The following is an 18,247-nucleotide window of genomic DNA, read 5'->3' on the forward strand; positions in this document are numbered from 1 at the left end:
TCTTGTGTCGATATTGCTTAACATCATAACGCATGCCCCTGCCCCTATTACCACCAATATTATTGAAATAATGAGTAGTCTTAATCCGCTTTTCGCAGGTCCACCGTTACTTGCTGCAATTATTAATTTTATAAGACCAATCAGAAAGATGATCCCGACGGCAGCCCAATAGGCCATAAGTAATAAACCTAAACCCATATCAATTCATATTTAGTTTTTCTCTGATCAAATCGATTTTATTATCCCTATAGAAGATATTCATAGTTTCAAATGGAATAATTTTCATTTTATCACTTACAATATGGACACATGACTTTTTAACTGCCCGGACATCGAAATCAAGAGGATCCATAAAGTTCATTATTATAATACGGAAAAGGTTATTGTAACTCAAATGGTCAGACTTTACTCTTGGTAAACAGCACATTAACTCCCCAAACTCTTCATTTGCGCAATCTACAGAGATACCCGTACTAAAAAGGTTTAACATATGCTGCTTAAGTTGCTCATCATGCTCAAACACAATGGTATTCTTTGAATTATTTAGCAGGTCATCCGGATTGATCAAATGTGTCATCGGTATCACTTGATCATCCACCTTCAAGGCGTAAGCCATACACAGGGCATCCGGGTTGCATGGAACGGGAATCAGATCTTCAGGAGTAAATACAGGATATTGCTCATATATCTTGCGACGAACTTCCGTTAAGGTGATCCGTCCGGCCTGATCATTATAGTTGTCGTTTCTACCAGCCACTTGTGTTGGCTGAAAGGTTACTCCCCTAACGCAAGGCTGCTTTAGAGCATAATCGAGAATATCTCCTAGCTCATGGTCGTTTAAGCCTCTTTGCAGTGTAACAACTAAAGTAGTTGATACATTAAAATGATTGAGGTTAGCTATCGCCTTTTTTCTCACCTCCGTCAGGTCTTCTCCCCTTAGCTTTTGCAGCACCTCTGCGCTGAAGCTATCAAACTGTAAATAAACCTCAAAGTCTGGCATGTACGAAGCCAATTTCTCTACGAAGTTTATATCTTTCGCAATGCGGATACCGTTCGTATTTAACATCAAATGTTTGATAGGCTTTGTTTTTGCCAGGTCCAGTATTTTAAAAAAGTCAGGATGGACCGTAGGCTCACCCCCCGAGATTTGTACCACATCTGGCTCGCCTTCATTGGCAACCACAACATCCATCATCCTGTTAATTTCATCCAGCGTACGGTGCCTGCCATAATGCGGAGAAGACATCGCGTAACAAGTCGGACAACTCAAATTACAACGATCCGTAACTTCGATAACAGTTAAACAGGAATGCTGTTCGTGATCAGTACATAAGCCACAGTCATATGGGCAGCCATAATGAACTTTGGTATTGAACTTCAAAGGCATCTCTGACTGCTTATTAAAATTCCGTATTTGCTTGTAGTATTCTACATCATCTGCAATCATCACTTTACTATCGCCATGTGTGCGACAGTACTTGAGCATGAATACCTTTGAATCCTGAAAAACGATTTTAGCATCGATCAGCTCTAAGCATTCTGGACAAAGGCTTTTTGTGTAATCATAATAAATATAATCTCTGGTTTTCATAGTCAAGAATACTTTGTAACGCGAAGAATAAACTTATAATAGTACAGCAAGATAAACATCGCAGACCAGTGTATGCTACTTAAGTTGAGGAATAATGGATGGTATGGCTTGATAAATTCAACCAGCAACCTGAATAGGAAGTAAAGCAACATGAAAAATTTAAAGCGATCTCCGTTCAGCATTTCCTTTTTTCTAATAAGGTGAAAGAGAAGTAACAACAGCACAAGGTAGATCATCTCGTAAAGAATAACCGGATGGCGCTGCAGGCCGTCTCCTAAATCCATTCCCATGAAGAAATTGGTTTCCACCCCATATACGGGCTCAGCTATTCCCATGGAAAAACACCCTATCCGACCGATGAAGAGAGCGACAATTATAGGGACAACATACAAATCTCCAGAAGCTATTTTAACACCAATTGCTTTCTTTATCAATTCTACTCCAAACAGACCAAAGAGAAGACCGCCTACGATCGTTTTGCTCTCGTAGATCAAAGAGAAACTGAGTCGTGTTAGATCTTGTGGATTTTCTAATAGAGCGATAACCCTTGAGCCAATGAGTGCGCCAACCATGGCACCTAGCATGATCCACAAGCGGTTATCATCCGATATGGGATCGACTGTATGTCTTTTTAGACAATAGTAAACTCTGATCCCAATAAAGAAAGCGAGCACCTCAAAGAGATAGTGTAAATGAAAGCGCTCACCAAAGAACTCAACTAGAATAGGGAAATTCATTAACTCAATGTACAGTATTATATCAAACCCTCATCTCCGAAGCTGTAAAATAAGTTATTGCTAAAAATAAGATGGTCAAGAACGAGTAGGTCTAACATCTTGCCTGCTTCTACCAGCTTTTTCGTGATGCTAATGTCCTGCTGGCTAGGTCTCAGGTTGCCTGATGGGTGGTTGTGCGCAAGTATTATACAGGCTCCGTTTTGCTCCAGGGAGACCTTGAAAATGATCTTTGGATCAGCAACCGTACCCGCCATACCACCTTTACTAATTAGTTGCTTACTAACTACACAGTTGGCACGATTGAGGATTAATATCCAAAATTCTTCATGGTTAAGGTCGGAGAAGACGGGAAAGAGAATATTAAAAGCATCTCTTGAAGATGTGATCTTCTGCGTTTCATTGGCGTTACCCAGCTCTTTGCGGCGGCGTCCAAGCTCTAAACCAGCGACTACACTTATTGCCTTAGCTTCACCAATTCCCTTAAATTTTGAGAGGTCGGCAATGGAGGCTTTACCGAGATGATCAAGATCATTATCATAAAATGATAGTATTCTTTTGCTGAGGTCTACTGCCGTCTCATTTCTACTACCGGATCCAATCAGGATAGCGATGAGTTCTGCATCTGTGAGGTGGCGGCGCCCGTTTAACAACATTTTCTCGCGTGGCCGGTCGGCTTCTGCCCAGAGCTTTATTCCAAGTTTTTGATCGTATGCATTCATATGGGAAGCATCCAATGAGTGTTGGGCAAAAAAAAACGTCATGTGCAATGCACATGACGTTTTGATATTTTAGTAAGCTCTACTTATTTTAAGTTATTAACAAACTTAGTCAACTTAGATTTATTGTTTGCTGCTTTATTCTTGTGAATAACACTTTTCTTAGCTAAACGGTCTAACATTGAAATTACTTTTGGAAGTAATTCAAGACCCGTTGTTTTATCTTCAGCAGAACGCAGTCTTTTGATAAACGTACGCGTAGTTTTTGCTTGATATCTATTACGTAAACGTTTGGTTGCGTTTGCTCTGATTCTTTTTAGTGAAGATTTATGATTTGCCATTTTTTGTTATTATAATATTTTATAGTTAGAGCTTAGCCCTTTCCTTCTTCTTTTTTCGGACTGCAAATATAGAATTAATGTTTTTAAAATACAAAAGCATTCGGCAAATATTTTTCATCGATAGGAAAGTAATACCTAGAGATTGAAACAGTTCTTGAAATCTAATATCGAAACTGACATAATCTTAACCTTATTGCTTTGTAAGTTATAAAGTCCGAAGGGATAATATATAAACGGCTTGGAAGGACTGGCCGCGGACACAGCTTATGGTTCGATCCTCATCTAGTCCGCCTTGGCACCCCCTTGAGTCTGCTTTAGCGGTAGCAAGGCGGAACCAACCCGGTACCAACGCGGAACCAACCCGGAACCAACCCCAGCTTGGACATGGACAACTGAAATAGCAATACAGGTTATTGACTTAATTTGTATTGACTATAGACACAGAACTGTTTACACATATAATTACGTACAAAGCCTTTCATTAAAAACTTAAAATGTTATTTTTGAGGCGCATCCTAAGAACCATTTTGCTTAATGAAAATACGTATCGCCATATTTGCTTCCGGATCAGGTTCCAATGCACAGAAACTGATGGAATATTTTAAACATAGTCCAGATGCGGAAATTTCACTCGTACTCACAAATAATTCAGATGCTTACGTTCTACAACGGGCGGATAATTTTGAAATACCAAGCCACATATTTGACAGGAATGAATTTTATAACAGCGATAACATTATCGACTTGTTAAAAAGCCTGGATATCGATCTGATTGTACTTGCTGGTTTCCTGTGGTTGATACCAAAAACTTTAATCGCTGAATATTCCGGAAGGATTATAAATATCCACCCTGCCCTACTGCCAAAGTTTGGTGGAAAAGGTATGTATGGCGATTTTGTACACAAGGCGGTGATGGAAGCAAAAGAAACAGAAGGGGGTATCACAATCCACTATGTTGACGAGAACTATGATGAGGGAGAGTATATCCATCAGGCGAAATATAGAATCGATAAGGATGATAGTTTGGAAATAATCAAGTTCAAAGGTCAGCAGCTGGAGCATCTCCATTATCCAAAAGTTGTTGAAAGCATTGTAAAGCGGATTAAGAAATAAGATTCGGCTGTTCCAAAGTAGTCGTATCGCGTCAGCAAGTAAACCTTCTGAACTCTGCATGCCCATCGCGATTGCTGTAAATAGCAGTTGCCCCAGCGATAGCAAAAATGCCGTTGCGTTTGTAAACTTTTACCAACTCGTTATTTTTGGCATTATTATAACTGTAATAAGAGTAAGAACCCTAATACAAATAATATGAGCCAAGAATTCAAATCCGGAGATATAGTTGTCCTTAAATCAGGAGGACCTAGTATGACTATAGAAGGTTTTAGCACAATAATTTCGCTTGACGGGCAAGAAAGACAGGATAAGAGCAAAGTCGAAGCTTCTTGGTTTGAGGCAGGAGATCTCTTTAGGGAAACATTCGATGTAGCAGCGTTGGAATACTTGTAGTCCATAAAAATTCCATTTTCTTGATCACGAGTATTGTAGTTTGGTTAGACAAGTGTCCATCATGCGAATAGAACTGTCGCTGCGTATTACACTAATAACCATTTGCCATTAAAAGAAAAACGGGTATCTTTGCGGCTCAAATTTTTTCTCGGATGAGCCAATCAATTAAGATCAAAAACGCTTTAATTTCAGTTTATTACAAGGACGGCCTGGAGCCATTAGTTCGCTTACTTGCTGAGCAAGGAGTCCAACTATTCTCTACAGGTGGTACAGAACAGTTCATAAAAGATTTGAACTTGCCTGTTACTGCCGTGGAAGACCTTACGGGTTATCCCTCGATTCTTGGAGGCAGAGTTAAAACGTTGCATCCTAAAGTATTTGGCGGTATACTCAACCGAAGAGGGCTTACATCAGATAAAGATCAGATTGCAGAATATGAAATCCCTGAAATTGACCTGGTTATTGTGGACCTGTATCCTTTTGAGGAAACAGTTGGAGCCGGAGGCACTGAAGATGAAATCATTGAAAAAATAGACATCGGTGGTATCTCGTTAATCCGTGCTGCAGCTAAAAACTTCAACGATGTGGTGATCATTTCTTCCAAAGATGACTATGCAACCCTGGTGGAACAATTGAGCAGCCAAAATGGTGAAACTACGATCGCTCAGCGTAAAGCCTTTGCAAAGACAGCGTTTCATACCTCATCGAATTATGATACAGCGATCTTCAACTATTTCAATGCGGAAGAACCATTAACGGTATTCAAACAAAGTATCAGTAAATCGCAAACATTGCGTTATGGCGAAAATCCTCATCAGAAAGGCGTGTTCTACGGAGATCTAAACGAGATGTTCACCAAACTAAATGGCAAAGAACTTTCCTATAACAATTTAGTAGATGTGGACGCTGCAGTGGCCTTGATAGATGAGTTTGAAGAACCTACTTTTGCGATTTTGAAGCACACAAATGCATGTGGCGTTGCTTCAAAAGCGAGCATTTTCGAAGCTTGGAACGTTGCTTTAGCATGTGATCCAGTTTCTGCATTCGGTGGAGTTTTAATAGCCAATAGGGAAATAGATCTAGAAACCGCTTCTGAAATTAACAAGCTATTTTTTGAAGTGTTAATTGCACCTTCTTATCAGCCAGAAGCTGTTGAGCTGTTCCGTGCTAAGAAAAATAGGGTAATCTTACAAAGAAACGATGTTGAGCTCAGCAAAAAACAGTTCAAAACTTTGTTAAACGGTGTGATAGAACAAGATAAAGATCTAATTATTGAGGGTACTGAACAGATGACTTCAGTCACGACAATTACACCGACAGAACAAGAATTGAAAGACTTGTTTTTTGCTAACAAAGTGGTTAAACATACGAAGTCTAATACGATCGTTTTCGTGAAAAATAGCCAATTATTAGCTAGTGGTGTTGGACAAACTTCGAGGGTTGACGCATTGAAGCAGGCAATCGTAAAAGCGGATGCATTTAAGTTTGATCTTCAAGGTTCAGTAATGGCTTCAGATGCATTTTTTCCCTTCCCAGATTGCGTTGAAATCGCTGCTGAGGCTGGAATTACTGCGGTTTTACAGCCAGGTGGCTCTATAAAAGATGCTGATTCTATCAACATGGCAAATGAAAAAGGAATTGCGATGGTAACGACTGGTATCAGACATTTTAAACACTAATTATTTACAGGCGAATACAATAAAAAGACGTAGTTTTACATTACTATAAGTACACAGATTTTAAATACTTAAAATATCACCTATAAATGGGTTTATTTAACTGGTTCACACAGGAAGTTGCTATCGATTTAGGTACAGCAAATACCCTGATTATACATAATGACAAAGTAGTAGTTGATGAGCCATCGATAGTTGCTTTTGACAGACAGACAAACAAAATTATAGCTATAGGAAGACAAGCCATGCAGATGGAGGGAAAGACGCACGATAACATTCGTACGGTTAGACCTCTAAAAGATGGTGTTATCGCAGATTTCAATGCGGCAGAAGCCATGATCAAAGGAATGATCCGCATGCTGAATGGTGGTAAGGGCTGGATGTTTCCTTCTTTAAGAATGGTAATCTGTATCCCTTCTGGAATTACAGAAGTAGAAAAACGTGCGGTGCGTGACTCTGCAGAAATTGCTGGCGCTAAAGAGGTTTATCTTATTCACGAACCGATGGCAGCAGCTGTTGGAATAGGAATAGATGTGGAAGAACCAATGGGTAACATGATCATTGATATTGGTGGTGGAACAACTGAAATTGCGGTAATTGCTTTATCTGGTATTGTTTGTGACCAATCGATCCGAGTTGCGGGTGATAATTTTGACTCCGATATTGTCAACTACATCCGTAGACAACATAATATTATGATTGGTGACCGTACTGCGGAGAAGATCAAAATTGAAGTAGGCGCTGCATTGCCTGAATTAACTGATCCGCCTGCGGATTTCGCTGTACAAGGCAGAGATTTGATGACCGGAGTTCCAAAACAAATTACAGTGTCATATACGGAGATTGCGCACTGTTTGGACAAGTCTATTTCCAAAATTGAAGAAGCGATTTTGAAAGCGTTAGAGATCACTCCTCCAGAACTTTCAGCTGACATTTACCAGACAGGTATTTATTTAACTGGTGGTGGAGCGTTACTTAGAGGACTGGATAAACGTGTTGCAGCAAAAACTAAACTTCCTGTACATGTAGCTGAAGATCCACTTCGTGCAGTAGTTAGAGGTACTGGAATTGCATTGAAAAATATCGGAAGCTTTAAATTTTTAATGCAATAGACGCCTATTCAGGCCAGCTCGGCAGGACGTCATTTAAAGGCCCCGCCAATAACCGCTCTTCAGTTAACCGCTCCTCAGTTAAACGCCCGTCATCCCGAATTTATTTCAGGAACTTGAGGCCGAGGTCCTGAAATAAATTCAGGATGACGGACGACTAAAATGATGGACGACTAAAAATGACGGGGACGGGAGACTAAGCAGGAAATAGCTAAGAGAAATAACATACATTAAAGACTATGCGTAACCTTTGGATTTTTTTAAGCAGATACAACGCATTCTTCTTTTTCATTATCTTTTTTACCATTGGGCTTATTCTGACCATTAGAAATAACGCTTATCAACGAAGTGTCACCATAAACAGTACTAACGAGGCTGTTGGAGAGGTTTATAGCCATTTGAATGTTTTAAACCGATACTTGAGTCTTGGAATGGTCAACGACAGCTTAGCCAGAGAAAATGCGAAACTCAAATCAACCATTTTGCAACTTCAGAATATTGACACTGCTAAAGACGTAGTTGTGAAGGACACCTCCGGTGTACCTCAATTCACTTATCTTTCAGCGAGAGTTGTTAAAAACTCTATCACCTTGCGAAATAACATCATCACGATTAATAAAGGAACTTTAGATGGTATTTCAGCAGGCATGCCTGTGGTGTCACCAGGAACCGGTATAGTAGGTTACATACTGGATGTTTCTGCACACTTTTCTACCATCCGGTCACTCCTTCACAAATCGACATTTATTAGTGTGAATGTAAAGAAGAACAATGCTGTCGGTTCTTTAATATGGGGTGAGGGAAACCTCGATTACCGAAAAGCTTTCATCAAGGACATTCCCAACCATTTCAAACTAAGTGTTGGTGATACGGTAGTTACTTCGAATTTCTCTGCTTTTCCTTCAGGAATCCCCGTCGGAAAAGTAACAAATACCGGAATTTCTAGAGGAGATAATTTTAAATTGATCGAAATTAGCCTGCTGAACGACTTTAGCGCGTTACAATATGTATATGTCATTAAAAATAAGTTTGCAGTTGAACAACAGGAAATAGAAGCAAAAACACCAAATGAACAGTAGGTTAGTTATCATAAATATTGTAAGGTGGTTCATAGTGTTGTTGGTTCAGATCCTTTTATTACGGAATCTGAATTTTTACAACCTTGCAAATCCTTTCATCTACATCTTAGTATTGCTTTTACTTCCCTTCAGCACTCCAAATTTGCTTTTGTATTTAATTGCTTTTATCACAGGCTTAACCATGGACGCTTTCTATGACACGGTTGGCGTACACACGGCGGCATGCGTTACCTTGTCCTTTGTTAGAATACTTTTTATCTCAGTGTCCGTGAGCAAGGATAATTTCGATGAGCCTGAGCCTACTCTTGGCAACATGGGCTTTAAGTGGTTTTTATTGTATGCCACGCTTTGTACGTTTTCACATCACATAGTGCTCTTCTTTCTAGAGACCTTTAGACTAACGGAATTCTCATATACTCTAGTAAGGTGCTTGTTAAGCAGTGTATTTACACTATTTTTGCTTTTACTAATTGAATTCATTTTTTATGGCAGGAAAGCGCGTTAATGGATAATTTATTTAACAGGAAGTACATTGTACAGGGCTTATTTATCGTAGTGGCCCTGATTCTTCTTGGAACGCTTTTTTACATTCAGGTTGTAAGCGATAAATATTTCCTCTCTGCAGAAAATAACGTTTTAAGAAGGATTTACACCTTCGCTGCAAGAGGGGTTATTCTGGACCGTAACGAAAAGATTTTGGTTCAAAATGAGCTGGTCTATGATTTAATGGCGATTCCAAACGATGTAAAGCCCTTTGATACCGTTGCGCTGTGTCGGATTATAGATGTAGATACTGCAAAATTTATTAAGAATTTTAAGAAAGCGAGAAGGCGATCAATATTTCAACCAGAAATTATTGAAAAGCAATTGCCTGTTGAAATCTATCAAAGTCTTTCTGAGCAACTAGCAAGGTTTCCAGGCTTTTTTGTCCAGAGCAGAACCATCAGACAGTATCCAGATAGTGTGGCAGCGCATTTCCTGGGTTACACAAGAGAGGTGACTGAGAAAGAAATTAAAAACTCTGAAGGCTATTATCGACCCGGTGACTACAACGGGAAAAGTGGCGTTGAGCGCTATTATGAAAAACCTCTACGTGGTGTAAAAGGTGTTGAAAAACTATTATATGATGTCCACAACGTTCCAAAAGGCAGCTATGCGGAAGGTAGGTTTGACACTTCTGCGGTATCTGGAGAACAATTAATTTCGTCATTAGATATTAGATTGCAAAAACTGGGCGAGCAGTTAATGACAAACAAAGTAGGTAGCATAGTAGCAATAGAACCAGCAACAGGGGAAATTTTAGCCTTTGTTAGCAGCCCAGGCTATGATCCAAATCTATTCGCAGGAAGACAGTTCGGCAACAACTACATGAACCTACTAGGACAACCCAACAGGGTACTTAACGTAAGACCGATCATGGGATATTACTCGCCTGGATCCGCATTTAAGCCTTTGGATGCATTAATAGGTCTTCAAGAAGGTGTGATAGACCCCAACACAACATTTAACTGCCCGGGTTATTTCAGAGCAGGTAACCACCCGGTCAAGTGCGAGCATGTTGACGGCAACATCTCTTTAAGAAGGGGGCTGGCCAGATCATGTAATACCTATGCATGCTACGTTTTTCAGAAATTAATTACTCAGAAGAAATATAAAAATCAGAAGATTGCCTATGATGCATGGCACCGCATGGTGTCCAAATGGGGCCTTGGAGACACGTTAGGTGTCGACCTGCCAGGAGAACGTAGAGGTAGATTTTACGATGCAGCCTATTATTCTGAAAAGTATAGCAAGTCCTGGGGCTACACTACTGTCATATCATTGGCTATCGGCCAGGGGGAAATGGATGCAACCCCATTACAGATGGCAAACATCATGGCAACCATTGCAAACAAAGGTTACTATATAAAACCTCATTTGATCAAAGCGGTTGGAAAAGACAGGAAAATTCAACGTCAATATTTGGAAAAACATTCGGTAGATATCGATGCTCAACACTTTGAGCCGGTGATTGACGGCATGCAGGAGGCCGTAAACTCACCATGGGGAACAGCTATCGCCTCAAGGATTGATGACATCATCATGTGCGGCAAGACAGGAACTGTACAAAATCCTCGCGGTAAGAACCACTCGGTATTCATTGGTTTCGCGCCAAGAGACAATCCCAAGATAGCAATAGCTGTTATTGTAGAGAATGCAGGTTTTGGCAGTACATATGCGGCACCTATGGCTAGTTATATTACAGAAACGTACCTGAGAGGTAGTGTGGCAAAAAACAAACTTGCTCAGGTAGAATGGATGAAAAAACAGGTTATTTTGCCAAACGTTCCAAAGCCTAAATTGAAGCCTAAAGCAAAAGCTCCCGATACCTTGCAAATGATAAAACCTCTAAATGAACAATCAACAAGGTAATCGATTCTTTTTTCATGTAGACTGGGTAAGCATCCTGATTTTTATAGCGCTATGCGCTGTAGGGTTTGTTAATATTTACGCCTCTATCCCTAAAGCTCCTGATTCTACCGCGTTTGATTTCAGTAGCAGCTACGGTAAGCAACTCATCTATATTATTGCAGGATTGATTTTGGGCTTTTCCATACTGTTATTAGATGCAAAGTTCTTCAGTATATTTTCACCAATAATATATGGCATAACAGTGCTATTATTGATGGCCGTGTTGGTAATCGGCACTAAGGTCTCCGGCAATCAAGCCTGGATCTCTATTGGTGGTGGCTTTCGGCTCCAACCCTCTGAATTTGCCAAATTTGGTACTTCACTACTGTTGGCAAGATATATTAGTAATTTCAACCCGAAGTTCAGAGACGTGAAATCTATTGCCATTGCCGCGTTGATCATTGGATTCCCATTGCTGCTCATCTTGCTTCAGCCAGATGCTGGCTCAGCACTTGTCTTCCTGGCCTTCATGTTTCCAATGTACCGGGAAGGTTTATCTGGCTACTTCTTATTGATCTTTCTGGGAATGATCGTTCTCTTTGTGGCAGATTTCTTAGTACCAATGCAGATATTAGTCCCACTAATACTTTTTATCGGAGGCTTCTTTGTCTACCAGAACAGGAGGAAGCAGAAGATTATGTTTTCTGCTATATTGGTTACCATAGTGGCAATTGCTTACCTTTTCTTTGTACAACTCACCTACGAAAAAATCCTGAAGCCGCACCAGCGAACACGGATTGAACTGATACTAGGACTCAAAATGGATCCAAAAGGTGTTGGTTACAATGTTATTCAATCGAAAATAGCAATTGGTTCTGGCCAACTTACTGGTCGGGGTTTTCTGGAAGGTACTCAAACCAAATATGGGTATGTGCCAGCCCAAAGCACAGACTTCATTTTCTCTACCATTGGCGAAGAATGGGGCTTTGTAGGATGCTTTGTGGTTATTGGACTGTATGTTTTTCTACTATTACGGCTAATTAACCTGGCTGAGCGACAGCGTTCCAGTTTCTCCCGCGTGTACGGCTATTGCGTTGCCTGTATCCTATTTTTCCACGTCTTCATAAATATCGGTATGGCCATTGGGATAGTGCCGGTTATAGGCATACCTCTTCCCTTTATCAGCTATGGAGGATCATCGTTGTGGAGCTTTACGGTGCTGTTGTTTATCTTCCTTAAACTGGATTCCAATCGAATGGGCTTTATCTAAGCCTCCGGGAAACGTTGCTTTAACAGTTCATAAAATTTATCGACGGTAGATTGCCTAGACTGCCAATTATTCTTTACAGCATAATTATGCTGAAGAAAGGCGTCTGCAGACTTGAAATCCGGAAGCTTGTTGATGATGTCAATGGCCTCTGAGTACGCGAGGTTATAGCCATTGAAAAGATCTTTTATATATAATAATTTCTCATTTAAATTAACGGACTTCTTCAAGTCTGTAATCGTGGGCGCCGTTGCTTCGTTATTGGAATTATTTGGCTTTTGATTAGCAGCCAAAAGTTCGTTCAAAGTTGGTCTTGGAGCAGTTGCGGATGGCTGTACTATTTTATCTTCAACTTTGTCTGGAACGAAGGTATGAGTCGGTTTTGGTATTTCCTGCGCTTTCAGGTCGTCTTCTACAAGTACAGGGGCAGATTGTTGATATTGTGTTACAGGTTCAGGATGCTTAATCGGTTCCACTTTTGGAGCCTCTTTCACCGCCTCCGGCTTCTCAGGGATTAGTGGCTCTTCATTTTTAACCTCATTATAAACCAGAAAAGGCTCCGGACCTAACTCCTCTACAACGGGTTGAACATACGTGACTTCGTTATCATATTCCTCAATGTCCTCAGCTTCCTGGTTGTCATAGTCTACCTGCTCTTCGTGATGATTATCTTCGATTACTTCTTCGAGATCGATTGCTTCTTCGGGAGATCTATCGTTTAATACAAATTCAAATGTTGGCGGGGAATCCACATATGCCGGCGCATCCTTAGTTGGCACTTCTGCAGGCATCTCAGGCTTGAAAGGAGGTGGCGTGATACTCTCTTTGAAAGTATAGCTTCCAACTATTTCGTCTTCGTCTTTCGAAGCAGCTTCAGGCAGTTCTTTTAAGGGTTGATCGATTGTCAGCCTCTTCACGATCTGTACATGATCAGCAAGAAATTTAGCATTTGCGAGAAACAACTCAAGTTCAAGTTCGCTAAGCTGGTTAGGATTATCGGAAAGGAATTGATACTGGTCCTGCAATTCGTTTAAGATATATCCTATCTTTTTGAAGATGTTATTGTGGTTCACCATAGCTCTATAACGAAATAATGTAGTCTTTATGTTGGTAACTTGACACTCAAAAATACTGCAAAATTCTGATATTAGCGGACTATTACTACGCCACACACATGTTATTTAGCGAACAAAGTTACAGAAGAGGAGAGTTTTGCGGCAGTATCGAAGTAATTTGTGGTTCTATGTTTTCCGGGAAAACGGAAGAATTATTACGCCGGATCAAGAGAGCACAAATAGCCAAATTAAAAGTTGAGATCTTCAAGCCCACAACGGATACGCGTTATGATGAGAACGCCGTAGTGTCTCATGACCTCAATTCTATCCAGTCTGTCCCGGTTGGCACTTCTTCAGCTATCCTACTTTTGAAGGCAGACACGCAGGTAGTCGGAATTGACGAAGCTCAATTCTTTGATGAGGGTTTGCCGGAGGTTTGTAATAAACTTGCGCAAAAAGGGATAAGAGTGATTGTTGCAGGCTTAGACATGGATTTCCTTGGAAAGCCATTTGGACCAATTCCGTCACTTATGGCAATTGCCGAACTGGTAACTAAGGTAAATGCAGTGTGTATGCGGTGCGGGAGTCCTGCCACCTATTCCTTCAGAAAGGTAGCAAGTGAAGCTAAGATTTTACTAGGAGAAAAAGATAGCTACGAACCAAGATGCAGAAGGTGCTATAGCTTAGGCTAAGGGACAATTCTTGCATCTCTTCCCTTTAAGGTACTTCTCGCAACACTTCTTTTTTGTCTTCTTTTCCTTATCCTTCTTATCCTTATCTTTCTTCGACATTGTGTCAATATAACAAAAAAAGGTACACACTGTTTGCCAGCATGTACCTTCAGTCTGGTTTAGTATGATTTAAGCTTCTTCGTAAGATATCTTATTTACGTGTTTATCAATCTCCCATCTTCCTGTGCCTTCTTCTCCAATAACATCGAAGAGTTCCAGCGCACGGCGGGCCTTATATTCTTCTTCTCTTTGCTCTTTAAAGAACCAATTTAGAAACTCGAGAGTTACAAAGTCCTGCTCTTTGTAGCAGCGGGATGCGATATTCTTAATAGACTGCGTAACACTGATCTCCTGGTCCAATGCATCTTCAAACACTTCGCGGAAGGAATTATATTCTTGTTTTATATTATTGATATCTGGTGAGATTGCTGAACCCCCCATATCCAATACATATTTGTAGAACTTTAATTGATGTAACCTCTCTTCTTCCGCTTGCTTGAAAAAGTAATCAGAAGAATAATCAAAACCATTCTGGTTACACCAGGAAGCCATCGCTAAATAAATTGCTGAAGAATGAGCTTCTTTCTTTATTTGTTGGTTCAAGAGTACCTCAATATCTGAGGAAATTAGGCACTTCGCGCGAATGATATCTTTCATAATACTTGATTTAATATAAGCAGTGTAAGCATATAACGAGGCACACTGTTTTAAATACAGTTCAAAAATAGTGCAATAAAATAGTAAAGGATAATATTAGTGCAATATGGAAAGATTCTAATTCTAAGTTAATCAGCCAACTAAACGATGTAACCGGTCGTAAACGATGTGGTTAAGTTCAAGCATGACAAAGGTGCCTTGTAGCAATTCTTTTAAGGCAATGATCTCAATTAAAGACAGTACATAGCAATGATCACAGGCACAAATAAAGATAATTTCAAGATCTGGAGACTTAGTGCTACTAAGTAGAAGGTTTTCAATATCTATCAGATAAACTGCCTTTTGAAGTTTTAAAAGGTTTCGGTAATCAAACTTTGCAAGCTTGCCCGCAAAATCTACATACCAGCAACTTTCACTGTCTGACTGATAAATAGCACCTTTTACTGTGCTAAACACTTCATCAAAGCTGGCTTTTGGTAAGGAAATTTGTGACTGAGTTTTTTGCATTTACCTAACGTTGTATGCAAAGATTGTTATTATTTAGATTGAATCCAAATCCTTTTCGAGAATTTATAAAACAGCCATTAGCCCATTTTTAGCGTTTGAATAACTAAATTGCTGAATCAAGTATGAACTTTTAAATTAGCCAAATGCAATATATTAACCCTTCCAGACTACTCCGTTCAGTCGCTATTACTGCCATTGTTACGCTCGGAATATCTTTCAATACCAACGCACAAACGAAACTAAATGTAGCACTGGCAGGTCTCAGTCATGACCATGTGAACAACATTATAAATAGCTACATGAAGGGAGAAGTGAACATCATTGGCATCGCTGAAGAGAATCAGGATCTGGTGAAACGTTTTAAGAAACAGGCAAAACTACCTGATTCTGTTTTCTTCAACAACCTGACTGATTTATTAAAGATTAGAAAACCAGACGTCGTGCTTGCTTTCAATGCCATTGAGGACCATCTTGCAGTGGTTGAGGTAGCCGCACCGTTAGGCATTTCTGTTATGGTAGAGAAACCGTTGGCAGTATCTGTTAAACACGCCGAACGCATGGCTCTATTGGCGAGACAATACAACATCCAATTGCTTACAAATTATGAAACCACCTGGTACGACAGCAACCAGGAGGCGTTCACGCGCGTCAAAAATGATAAAGCAATTGGCGACATGCGAAAAATGGTATTCCACGACGGTCATCAGGGACCTAAGGAGATTGGTGTTAGTAAAGAGTTCCTCAGCTGGCTTACAGATCCAAAGAAAAATGGAGGGGGTGCCATCATTGATTTTGGTTGCTATGGTGCGAATATGATGACCTTACTAATGGATGGGGTGATGCCAATTTCCGTCACAGCCGTTACTAAGAGAATCAAACCAAACATTTATCCGAAGGTAGATGATGACGCTACAATCCTTGTAGAATACCCAAATGCAACTGGAATTATTGAGGCCTCATGGAACTGGCCTTTCAATATAAAAGACATGGAACTTTTTGGTCAGACCGGTTATATCCAGGCCGTTAATTCCAACACGCTACGCATTAGAGCTAATAATGGCAACAACTATAGCCTAATTACCGCCAAGCCATTGCCAAAAGCATACAGTAGCCATCTAGACTACCTTGCAGCGGTTTTAAAGGATGGAGTTAAGCCCGGAAAGGATCTATCATCCCTTGAAAATAATCTAATCGTTGTCAGGATTTTGGAAGCTGCTAAACAATCTGCCAAAGAAGGTAAAAAAGTGATGTTCAAACAATAGCATTTACTGGTATTCTGCGCTGTTGAACTTCGTATCCAGCCAGGTAATGTGATTAGTCAAAAAGTTCTTCAGATAGGTGATTTCTCCTTCATAGGAACCGGAAACGTACATTTCAAGGTAGGCCTGTTTCTTAAGAATGTCCCATCTCGTAAAATTACGAACCTGCGAAACGGCCAGCTTCTTTTGTAATGGTGCGATCATCCCGGGCAGTGCTTGAATCTTCGGTTTCAGTTCATTCCACCGGTTTCGTATGCGCTGCCTGAACGACTGGTCCATCATAAACCTTTTGAACCAAATCTTAGGTTCGAAGGCAGAGTTAGCCATTAAACCATTCACCTGGTCGCCCAGGCGATTATCATTATTAGCTGCTTTATCGAAATCCCAAACTGGACCAGTATAAATCTTATCGTCGTTTCTCTTTTTAAACAGATAAGTACTTCTAAAGGCGTCGGGATTTCCGATCACCTCGTTCACTATATAGTAATCGATATAACTATTGACATCGAAATACTTCCTGTAACCGTTTACCGGATCTGTAAAGTTGTTTGCATAAAGTGCGTCTTCAACCTTCTGAAAATGGTTTTTGATGTAATCCTTTTGCTGCTGGCTAACTTTATCTTCATCAGGGTACTTTATTACAAAGGGCATCTTCTTTGCGGTGTAAAAGTATACCGGTTCGCCAGTCGCAAATAAATCCTGCTCAATCAGATAGCCGCCAGAAAGGTTTGGAAGCGTAGTAGTACCATCCGGTTGCTCCTCAATATCAACAAGGCCAGGACCTTCCTTTACTTGCTGCGTCAATTGGTAGCTTCCAAGATAACTCCCATTGAGATAAAGCTCAACATACCTGGAGTCTACCGTAAAAGGACGTCCAATGCTCCTGCTGAGTGAGAATGCAAGCTCAGAGCGAATCAAAGATTTGTCGGCATAATTTGCCAGAAGCACCCAGTTCTTATTTTCTGGCATTCCCAACAAACTTGCTTTCTTATCAAGCTTAATGCGATAGGGCTTCTTTGGCATATCCCATGTGGAATTACTTCTACCCTTAACCTCCGTTTTTCCGTCGAACAACACATCCTTGAAATTCCCTACCAACTTCAAAGTTCCCGTTACATAAACGTCTTTGCTTGTAATGGCGGTGCCATTGGTATTTAGGTACAACGCTGCTATTCCATTATCTGTGAATTTTACAACATAAGTTTTCTGACTCTTATCTTCAGCAACCACATTATACTTAACAAGAGTAGTAAAATCAGTAGCTGTGCCCCCACTGGCTTGTACTGTTTCCTCTATAGTAACATTGGTACCGTCGAACGTGAATTCTGGAATAAGCTTAGAGATATCCGTACCAGCGAAAGCTACTGCATAGATGGTGTCTCCAATGATTTCGGCGTTTACACTATTGACGAGCACAGGGTTCTTCTCTGCCCGGAAATAGAACGTTTTCATAGCTTTCTCAGAAGAAAGAACAGGCTCGGGTATAGTCTCCCCCGGTTTATCTTCTTTTTTACAGCCCGAAAAACTCATGAATGCCGATATAAAAATACCAATGTAAACGGCCCGGAAACGAGTTGAGTTTTCGGATAACAACTTCAGAGTGAAGCGATCTAATACGTTCATAA

General features: G+C 40.3%; 18 protein-coding genes and 1 pseudogene. 10 read left to right on the forward strand and 9 right to left on the reverse strand.

The window, feature by feature from the left end:
* Positions 1 to 199: 199 nt before the first annotated feature.
* The 4 genes from WKF66_RS17635 to rpsT form a co-directional block, all read right to left on the reverse strand.
* Entirely contained in the window at positions 200 to 1,591 is a 1,392-nt protein-coding gene (locus tag WKF66_RS17635) for a radical SAM protein (RefSeq protein ID WP_489675807.1), read from the reverse strand.
* A gap of 2 nt (positions 1,592 to 1,593) precedes the next feature.
* On the reverse strand, positions 1,594 to 2,328 hold the full coding sequence (locus WKF66_RS17640) for a prolipoprotein diacylglyceryl transferase (protein ID WP_489675808.1): 735 nt from the start codon (positions 2,326 to 2,328) through the stop codon (positions 1,594 to 1,596).
* A 17-nt stretch (positions 2,329 to 2,345) separates the two neighbouring features.
* Positions 2,346 to 3,047: a RadC family protein gene (radC, locus tag WKF66_RS17645; protein ID WP_489675809.1), complete on the reverse strand. Its 702-nt coding sequence runs from the start codon at positions 3,045 to 3,047 to the stop codon at positions 2,346 to 2,348.
* Between the two features lie 83 nt (positions 3,048 to 3,130).
* A complete protein-coding gene (gene rpsT, locus WKF66_RS17650; RefSeq protein ID WP_489675810.1) occupies positions 3,131 to 3,385 on the reverse strand; it encodes a 30S ribosomal protein S20 in 255 nt (84 codons plus the stop codon).
* Positions 3,386 to 3,919: 534 nt separating this feature from the next.
* On the opposite strand from rpsT, the gene purN reads away from it, so the two are divergent.
* The 8 genes from purN (at position 3,920) to rodA (ending at position 12,416) form a co-directional block, all read left to right on the forward strand.
* Positions 3,920 to 4,498: a phosphoribosylglycinamide formyltransferase gene (gene purN, locus WKF66_RS17655; RefSeq protein ID WP_489675811.1), complete on the forward strand. Its 579-nt coding sequence runs from the start codon at positions 3,920 to 3,922 to the stop codon at positions 4,496 to 4,498.
* 195 nt (positions 4,499 to 4,693) lie between these two features.
* The gene (locus WKF66_RS17660; RefSeq protein WP_489675812.1) at positions 4,694 to 4,891 is read left to right on the forward strand and encodes a YodC family protein; all 198 of its coding nucleotides are present in this window, start codon (positions 4,694 to 4,696) and stop codon (positions 4,889 to 4,891) included.
* Positions 4,892 to 5,043: 152 nt separating this feature from the next.
* Positions 5,044 to 6,570 carry a bifunctional phosphoribosylaminoimidazolecarboxamide formyltransferase/IMP cyclohydrolase gene (gene purH / locus WKF66_RS17665; RefSeq protein WP_489675813.1) on the forward strand — a complete coding sequence of 509 codons (1,527 nt, stop codon included), beginning with the start codon at positions 5,044 to 5,046 and terminating at the stop codon, positions 6,568 to 6,570.
* Between the two features lie 86 nt (positions 6,571 to 6,656).
* Positions 6,657 to 7,679: a rod shape-determining protein gene (locus WKF66_RS17670; protein ID WP_133577432.1), complete on the forward strand. Its 1,023-nt coding sequence runs from the start codon at positions 6,657 to 6,659 to the stop codon at positions 7,677 to 7,679.
* Positions 7,680 to 7,915: 236 nt separating this feature from the next.
* Positions 7,916 to 8,755 (forward strand): rod shape-determining protein MreC, encoded by an 840-nt coding sequence (gene mreC, locus WKF66_RS17675; RefSeq protein WP_489675814.1) that lies wholly within the window; start codon positions 7,916 to 7,918, stop codon positions 8,753 to 8,755.
* Entirely contained in the window at positions 8,745 to 9,260 is a 516-nt protein-coding gene (locus tag WKF66_RS17680; RefSeq protein ID WP_489675815.1) for a rod shape-determining protein MreD, read from the forward strand. The genes mreC and WKF66_RS17680 overlap by 11 nt, the downstream gene beginning before the upstream one ends.
* Positions 9,260 to 11,167, forward strand: a complete 1,908-nt coding sequence (gene mrdA, locus WKF66_RS17685; RefSeq protein ID WP_489675816.1) for a penicillin-binding protein 2 — start codon at positions 9,260 to 9,262, stop codon at positions 11,165 to 11,167. Before WKF66_RS17680 ends, mrdA begins: the two co-directional genes overlap by 1 nt.
* Entirely contained in the window at positions 11,148 to 12,416 is a 1,269-nt protein-coding gene (gene rodA / locus WKF66_RS17690) for a rod shape-determining protein RodA (protein ID WP_489675817.1), read from the forward strand. Before mrdA ends, rodA begins: the two co-directional genes overlap by 20 nt.
* On the opposite strand, the gene WKF66_RS17695 is transcribed toward rodA, so the two are convergent.
* Positions 12,413 to 13,489, reverse strand: coding sequence for a DUF8457 domain-containing protein (locus WKF66_RS17695; RefSeq protein ID WP_489675818.1), 1,077 nt, complete (start codon positions 13,487 to 13,489; stop codon positions 12,413 to 12,415). The genes rodA and WKF66_RS17695 overlap by 4 nt on opposite strands.
* A gap of 98 nt (positions 13,490 to 13,587) precedes the next feature.
* On the opposite strand from WKF66_RS17695, the gene WKF66_RS17700 reads away from it, so the two are divergent.
* A complete protein-coding gene (locus WKF66_RS17700) occupies positions 13,588 to 14,160 on the forward strand; it encodes a thymidine kinase (RefSeq protein WP_489675819.1) in 573 nt (190 codons plus the stop codon).
* A 168-nt stretch (positions 14,161 to 14,328) separates the two neighbouring features.
* On the opposite strand, the gene WKF66_RS17705 is transcribed toward WKF66_RS17700, so the two are convergent.
* A complete protein-coding gene (locus WKF66_RS17705) occupies positions 14,329 to 14,856 on the reverse strand; it encodes a ferritin (RefSeq protein ID WP_489675820.1) in 528 nt (175 codons plus the stop codon).
* Between the two features lie 132 nt (positions 14,857 to 14,988).
* Positions 14,989 to 15,363 carry a hypothetical protein gene (locus WKF66_RS17710; protein WP_489675821.1) on the reverse strand — a complete coding sequence of 125 codons (375 nt, stop codon included), beginning with the start codon at positions 15,361 to 15,363 and terminating at the stop codon, positions 14,989 to 14,991.
* Between the two features lie 143 nt (positions 15,364 to 15,506).
* On the opposite strand from WKF66_RS17710, the gene WKF66_RS17715 reads away from it, so the two are divergent.
* Positions 15,507 to 16,625, forward strand: coding sequence for a Gfo/Idh/MocA family protein (locus tag WKF66_RS17715; protein ID WP_489675822.1), 1,119 nt, complete (start codon positions 15,507 to 15,509; stop codon positions 16,623 to 16,625).
* Between the two features lie 3 nt (positions 16,626 to 16,628).
* Here the strand turns inward: WKF66_RS17715 and WKF66_RS17720 are convergent, their stop codons facing one another.
* Together WKF66_RS17720 and WKF66_RS17725 are read right to left on the reverse strand one after the other, a co-directional pair.
* Complete coding sequence (locus WKF66_RS17720; RefSeq protein WP_489676156.1) at positions 16,629 to 17,699, reverse strand: CotH kinase family protein; 1,071 nt, start codon at positions 17,697 to 17,699, stop codon at positions 16,629 to 16,631.
* A gap of 123 nt (positions 17,700 to 17,822) precedes the next feature.
* A pseudogene (locus tag WKF66_RS17725) lies at positions 17,823 to 18,245 on the reverse strand (hypothetical protein); the annotation flags it as partial.
* Between the last annotated feature and the right edge of the window lie 2 nt (positions 18,246 to 18,247).

Source organism: Pedobacter sp. (genome assembly GCF_037719805.1).
In the GTDB taxonomy this organism is placed as follows: Bacteria; Bacteroidota; Bacteroidia; order Sphingobacteriales; family Sphingobacteriaceae; genus Pedobacter.

Excerpts from the sequence above, each read along its gene's own strand:
- WKF66_RS17635 (WP_489675807.1), bottom strand. The coding sequence starts at position 1,591 with ATGAAAACCAGAGATTATATTTATTATGATTACACAAAAAGCCTTTGT.
- WKF66_RS17640 (WP_489675808.1), bottom strand. The coding sequence starts at position 2,328 with ATGAATTTCCCTATTCTAGTTGAGTTCTTTGGTGAGCGCTTTCATTTA.
- radC (WP_489675809.1), bottom strand. The coding sequence starts at position 3,047 with ATGAATGCATACGATCAAAAACTTGGAATAAAGCTCTGGGCAGAAGCC.
- rpsT (WP_489675810.1), bottom strand. The coding sequence starts at position 3,385 with ATGGCAAATCATAAATCTTCACTAAAAAGAATCAGAGCAAACGCAACC.
- purN (WP_489675811.1), top strand. The coding sequence starts at position 3,920 with ATGAAAATACGTATCGCCATATTTGCTTCCGGATCAGGTTCCAATGCA.
- WKF66_RS17660 (WP_489675812.1), top strand. The coding sequence starts at position 4,694 with ATGAGCCAAGAATTCAAATCCGGAGATATAGTTGTCCTTAAATCAGGA.
- purH (WP_489675813.1), top strand. The coding sequence starts at position 5,044 with ATGAGCCAATCAATTAAGATCAAAAACGCTTTAATTTCAGTTTATTAC.
- WKF66_RS17670 (WP_133577432.1), top strand. The coding sequence starts at position 6,657 with ATGGGTTTATTTAACTGGTTCACACAGGAAGTTGCTATCGATTTAGGT.
- mreC (WP_489675814.1), top strand. The coding sequence starts at position 7,916 with ATGCGTAACCTTTGGATTTTTTTAAGCAGATACAACGCATTCTTCTTT.
- WKF66_RS17680 (WP_489675815.1), top strand. The coding sequence starts at position 8,745 with ATGAACAGTAGGTTAGTTATCATAAATATTGTAAGGTGGTTCATAGTG.
- mrdA (WP_489675816.1), top strand. The coding sequence starts at position 9,260 with ATGGATAATTTATTTAACAGGAAGTACATTGTACAGGGCTTATTTATC.
- rodA (WP_489675817.1), top strand. The coding sequence starts at position 11,148 with ATGAACAATCAACAAGGTAATCGATTCTTTTTTCATGTAGACTGGGTA.
- WKF66_RS17695 (WP_489675818.1), bottom strand. The coding sequence starts at position 13,489 with ATGGTGAACCACAATAACATCTTCAAAAAGATAGGATATATCTTAAAC.
- WKF66_RS17700 (WP_489675819.1), top strand. The coding sequence starts at position 13,588 with ATGTTATTTAGCGAACAAAGTTACAGAAGAGGAGAGTTTTGCGGCAGT.
- WKF66_RS17705 (WP_489675820.1), bottom strand. The coding sequence starts at position 14,856 with ATGAAAGATATCATTCGCGCGAAGTGCCTAATTTCCTCAGATATTGAG.
- WKF66_RS17710 (WP_489675821.1), bottom strand. The coding sequence starts at position 15,363 with ATGCAAAAAACTCAGTCACAAATTTCCTTACCAAAAGCCAGCTTTGAT.
- WKF66_RS17715 (WP_489675822.1), top strand. The coding sequence starts at position 15,507 with ATGCAATATATTAACCCTTCCAGACTACTCCGTTCAGTCGCTATTACT.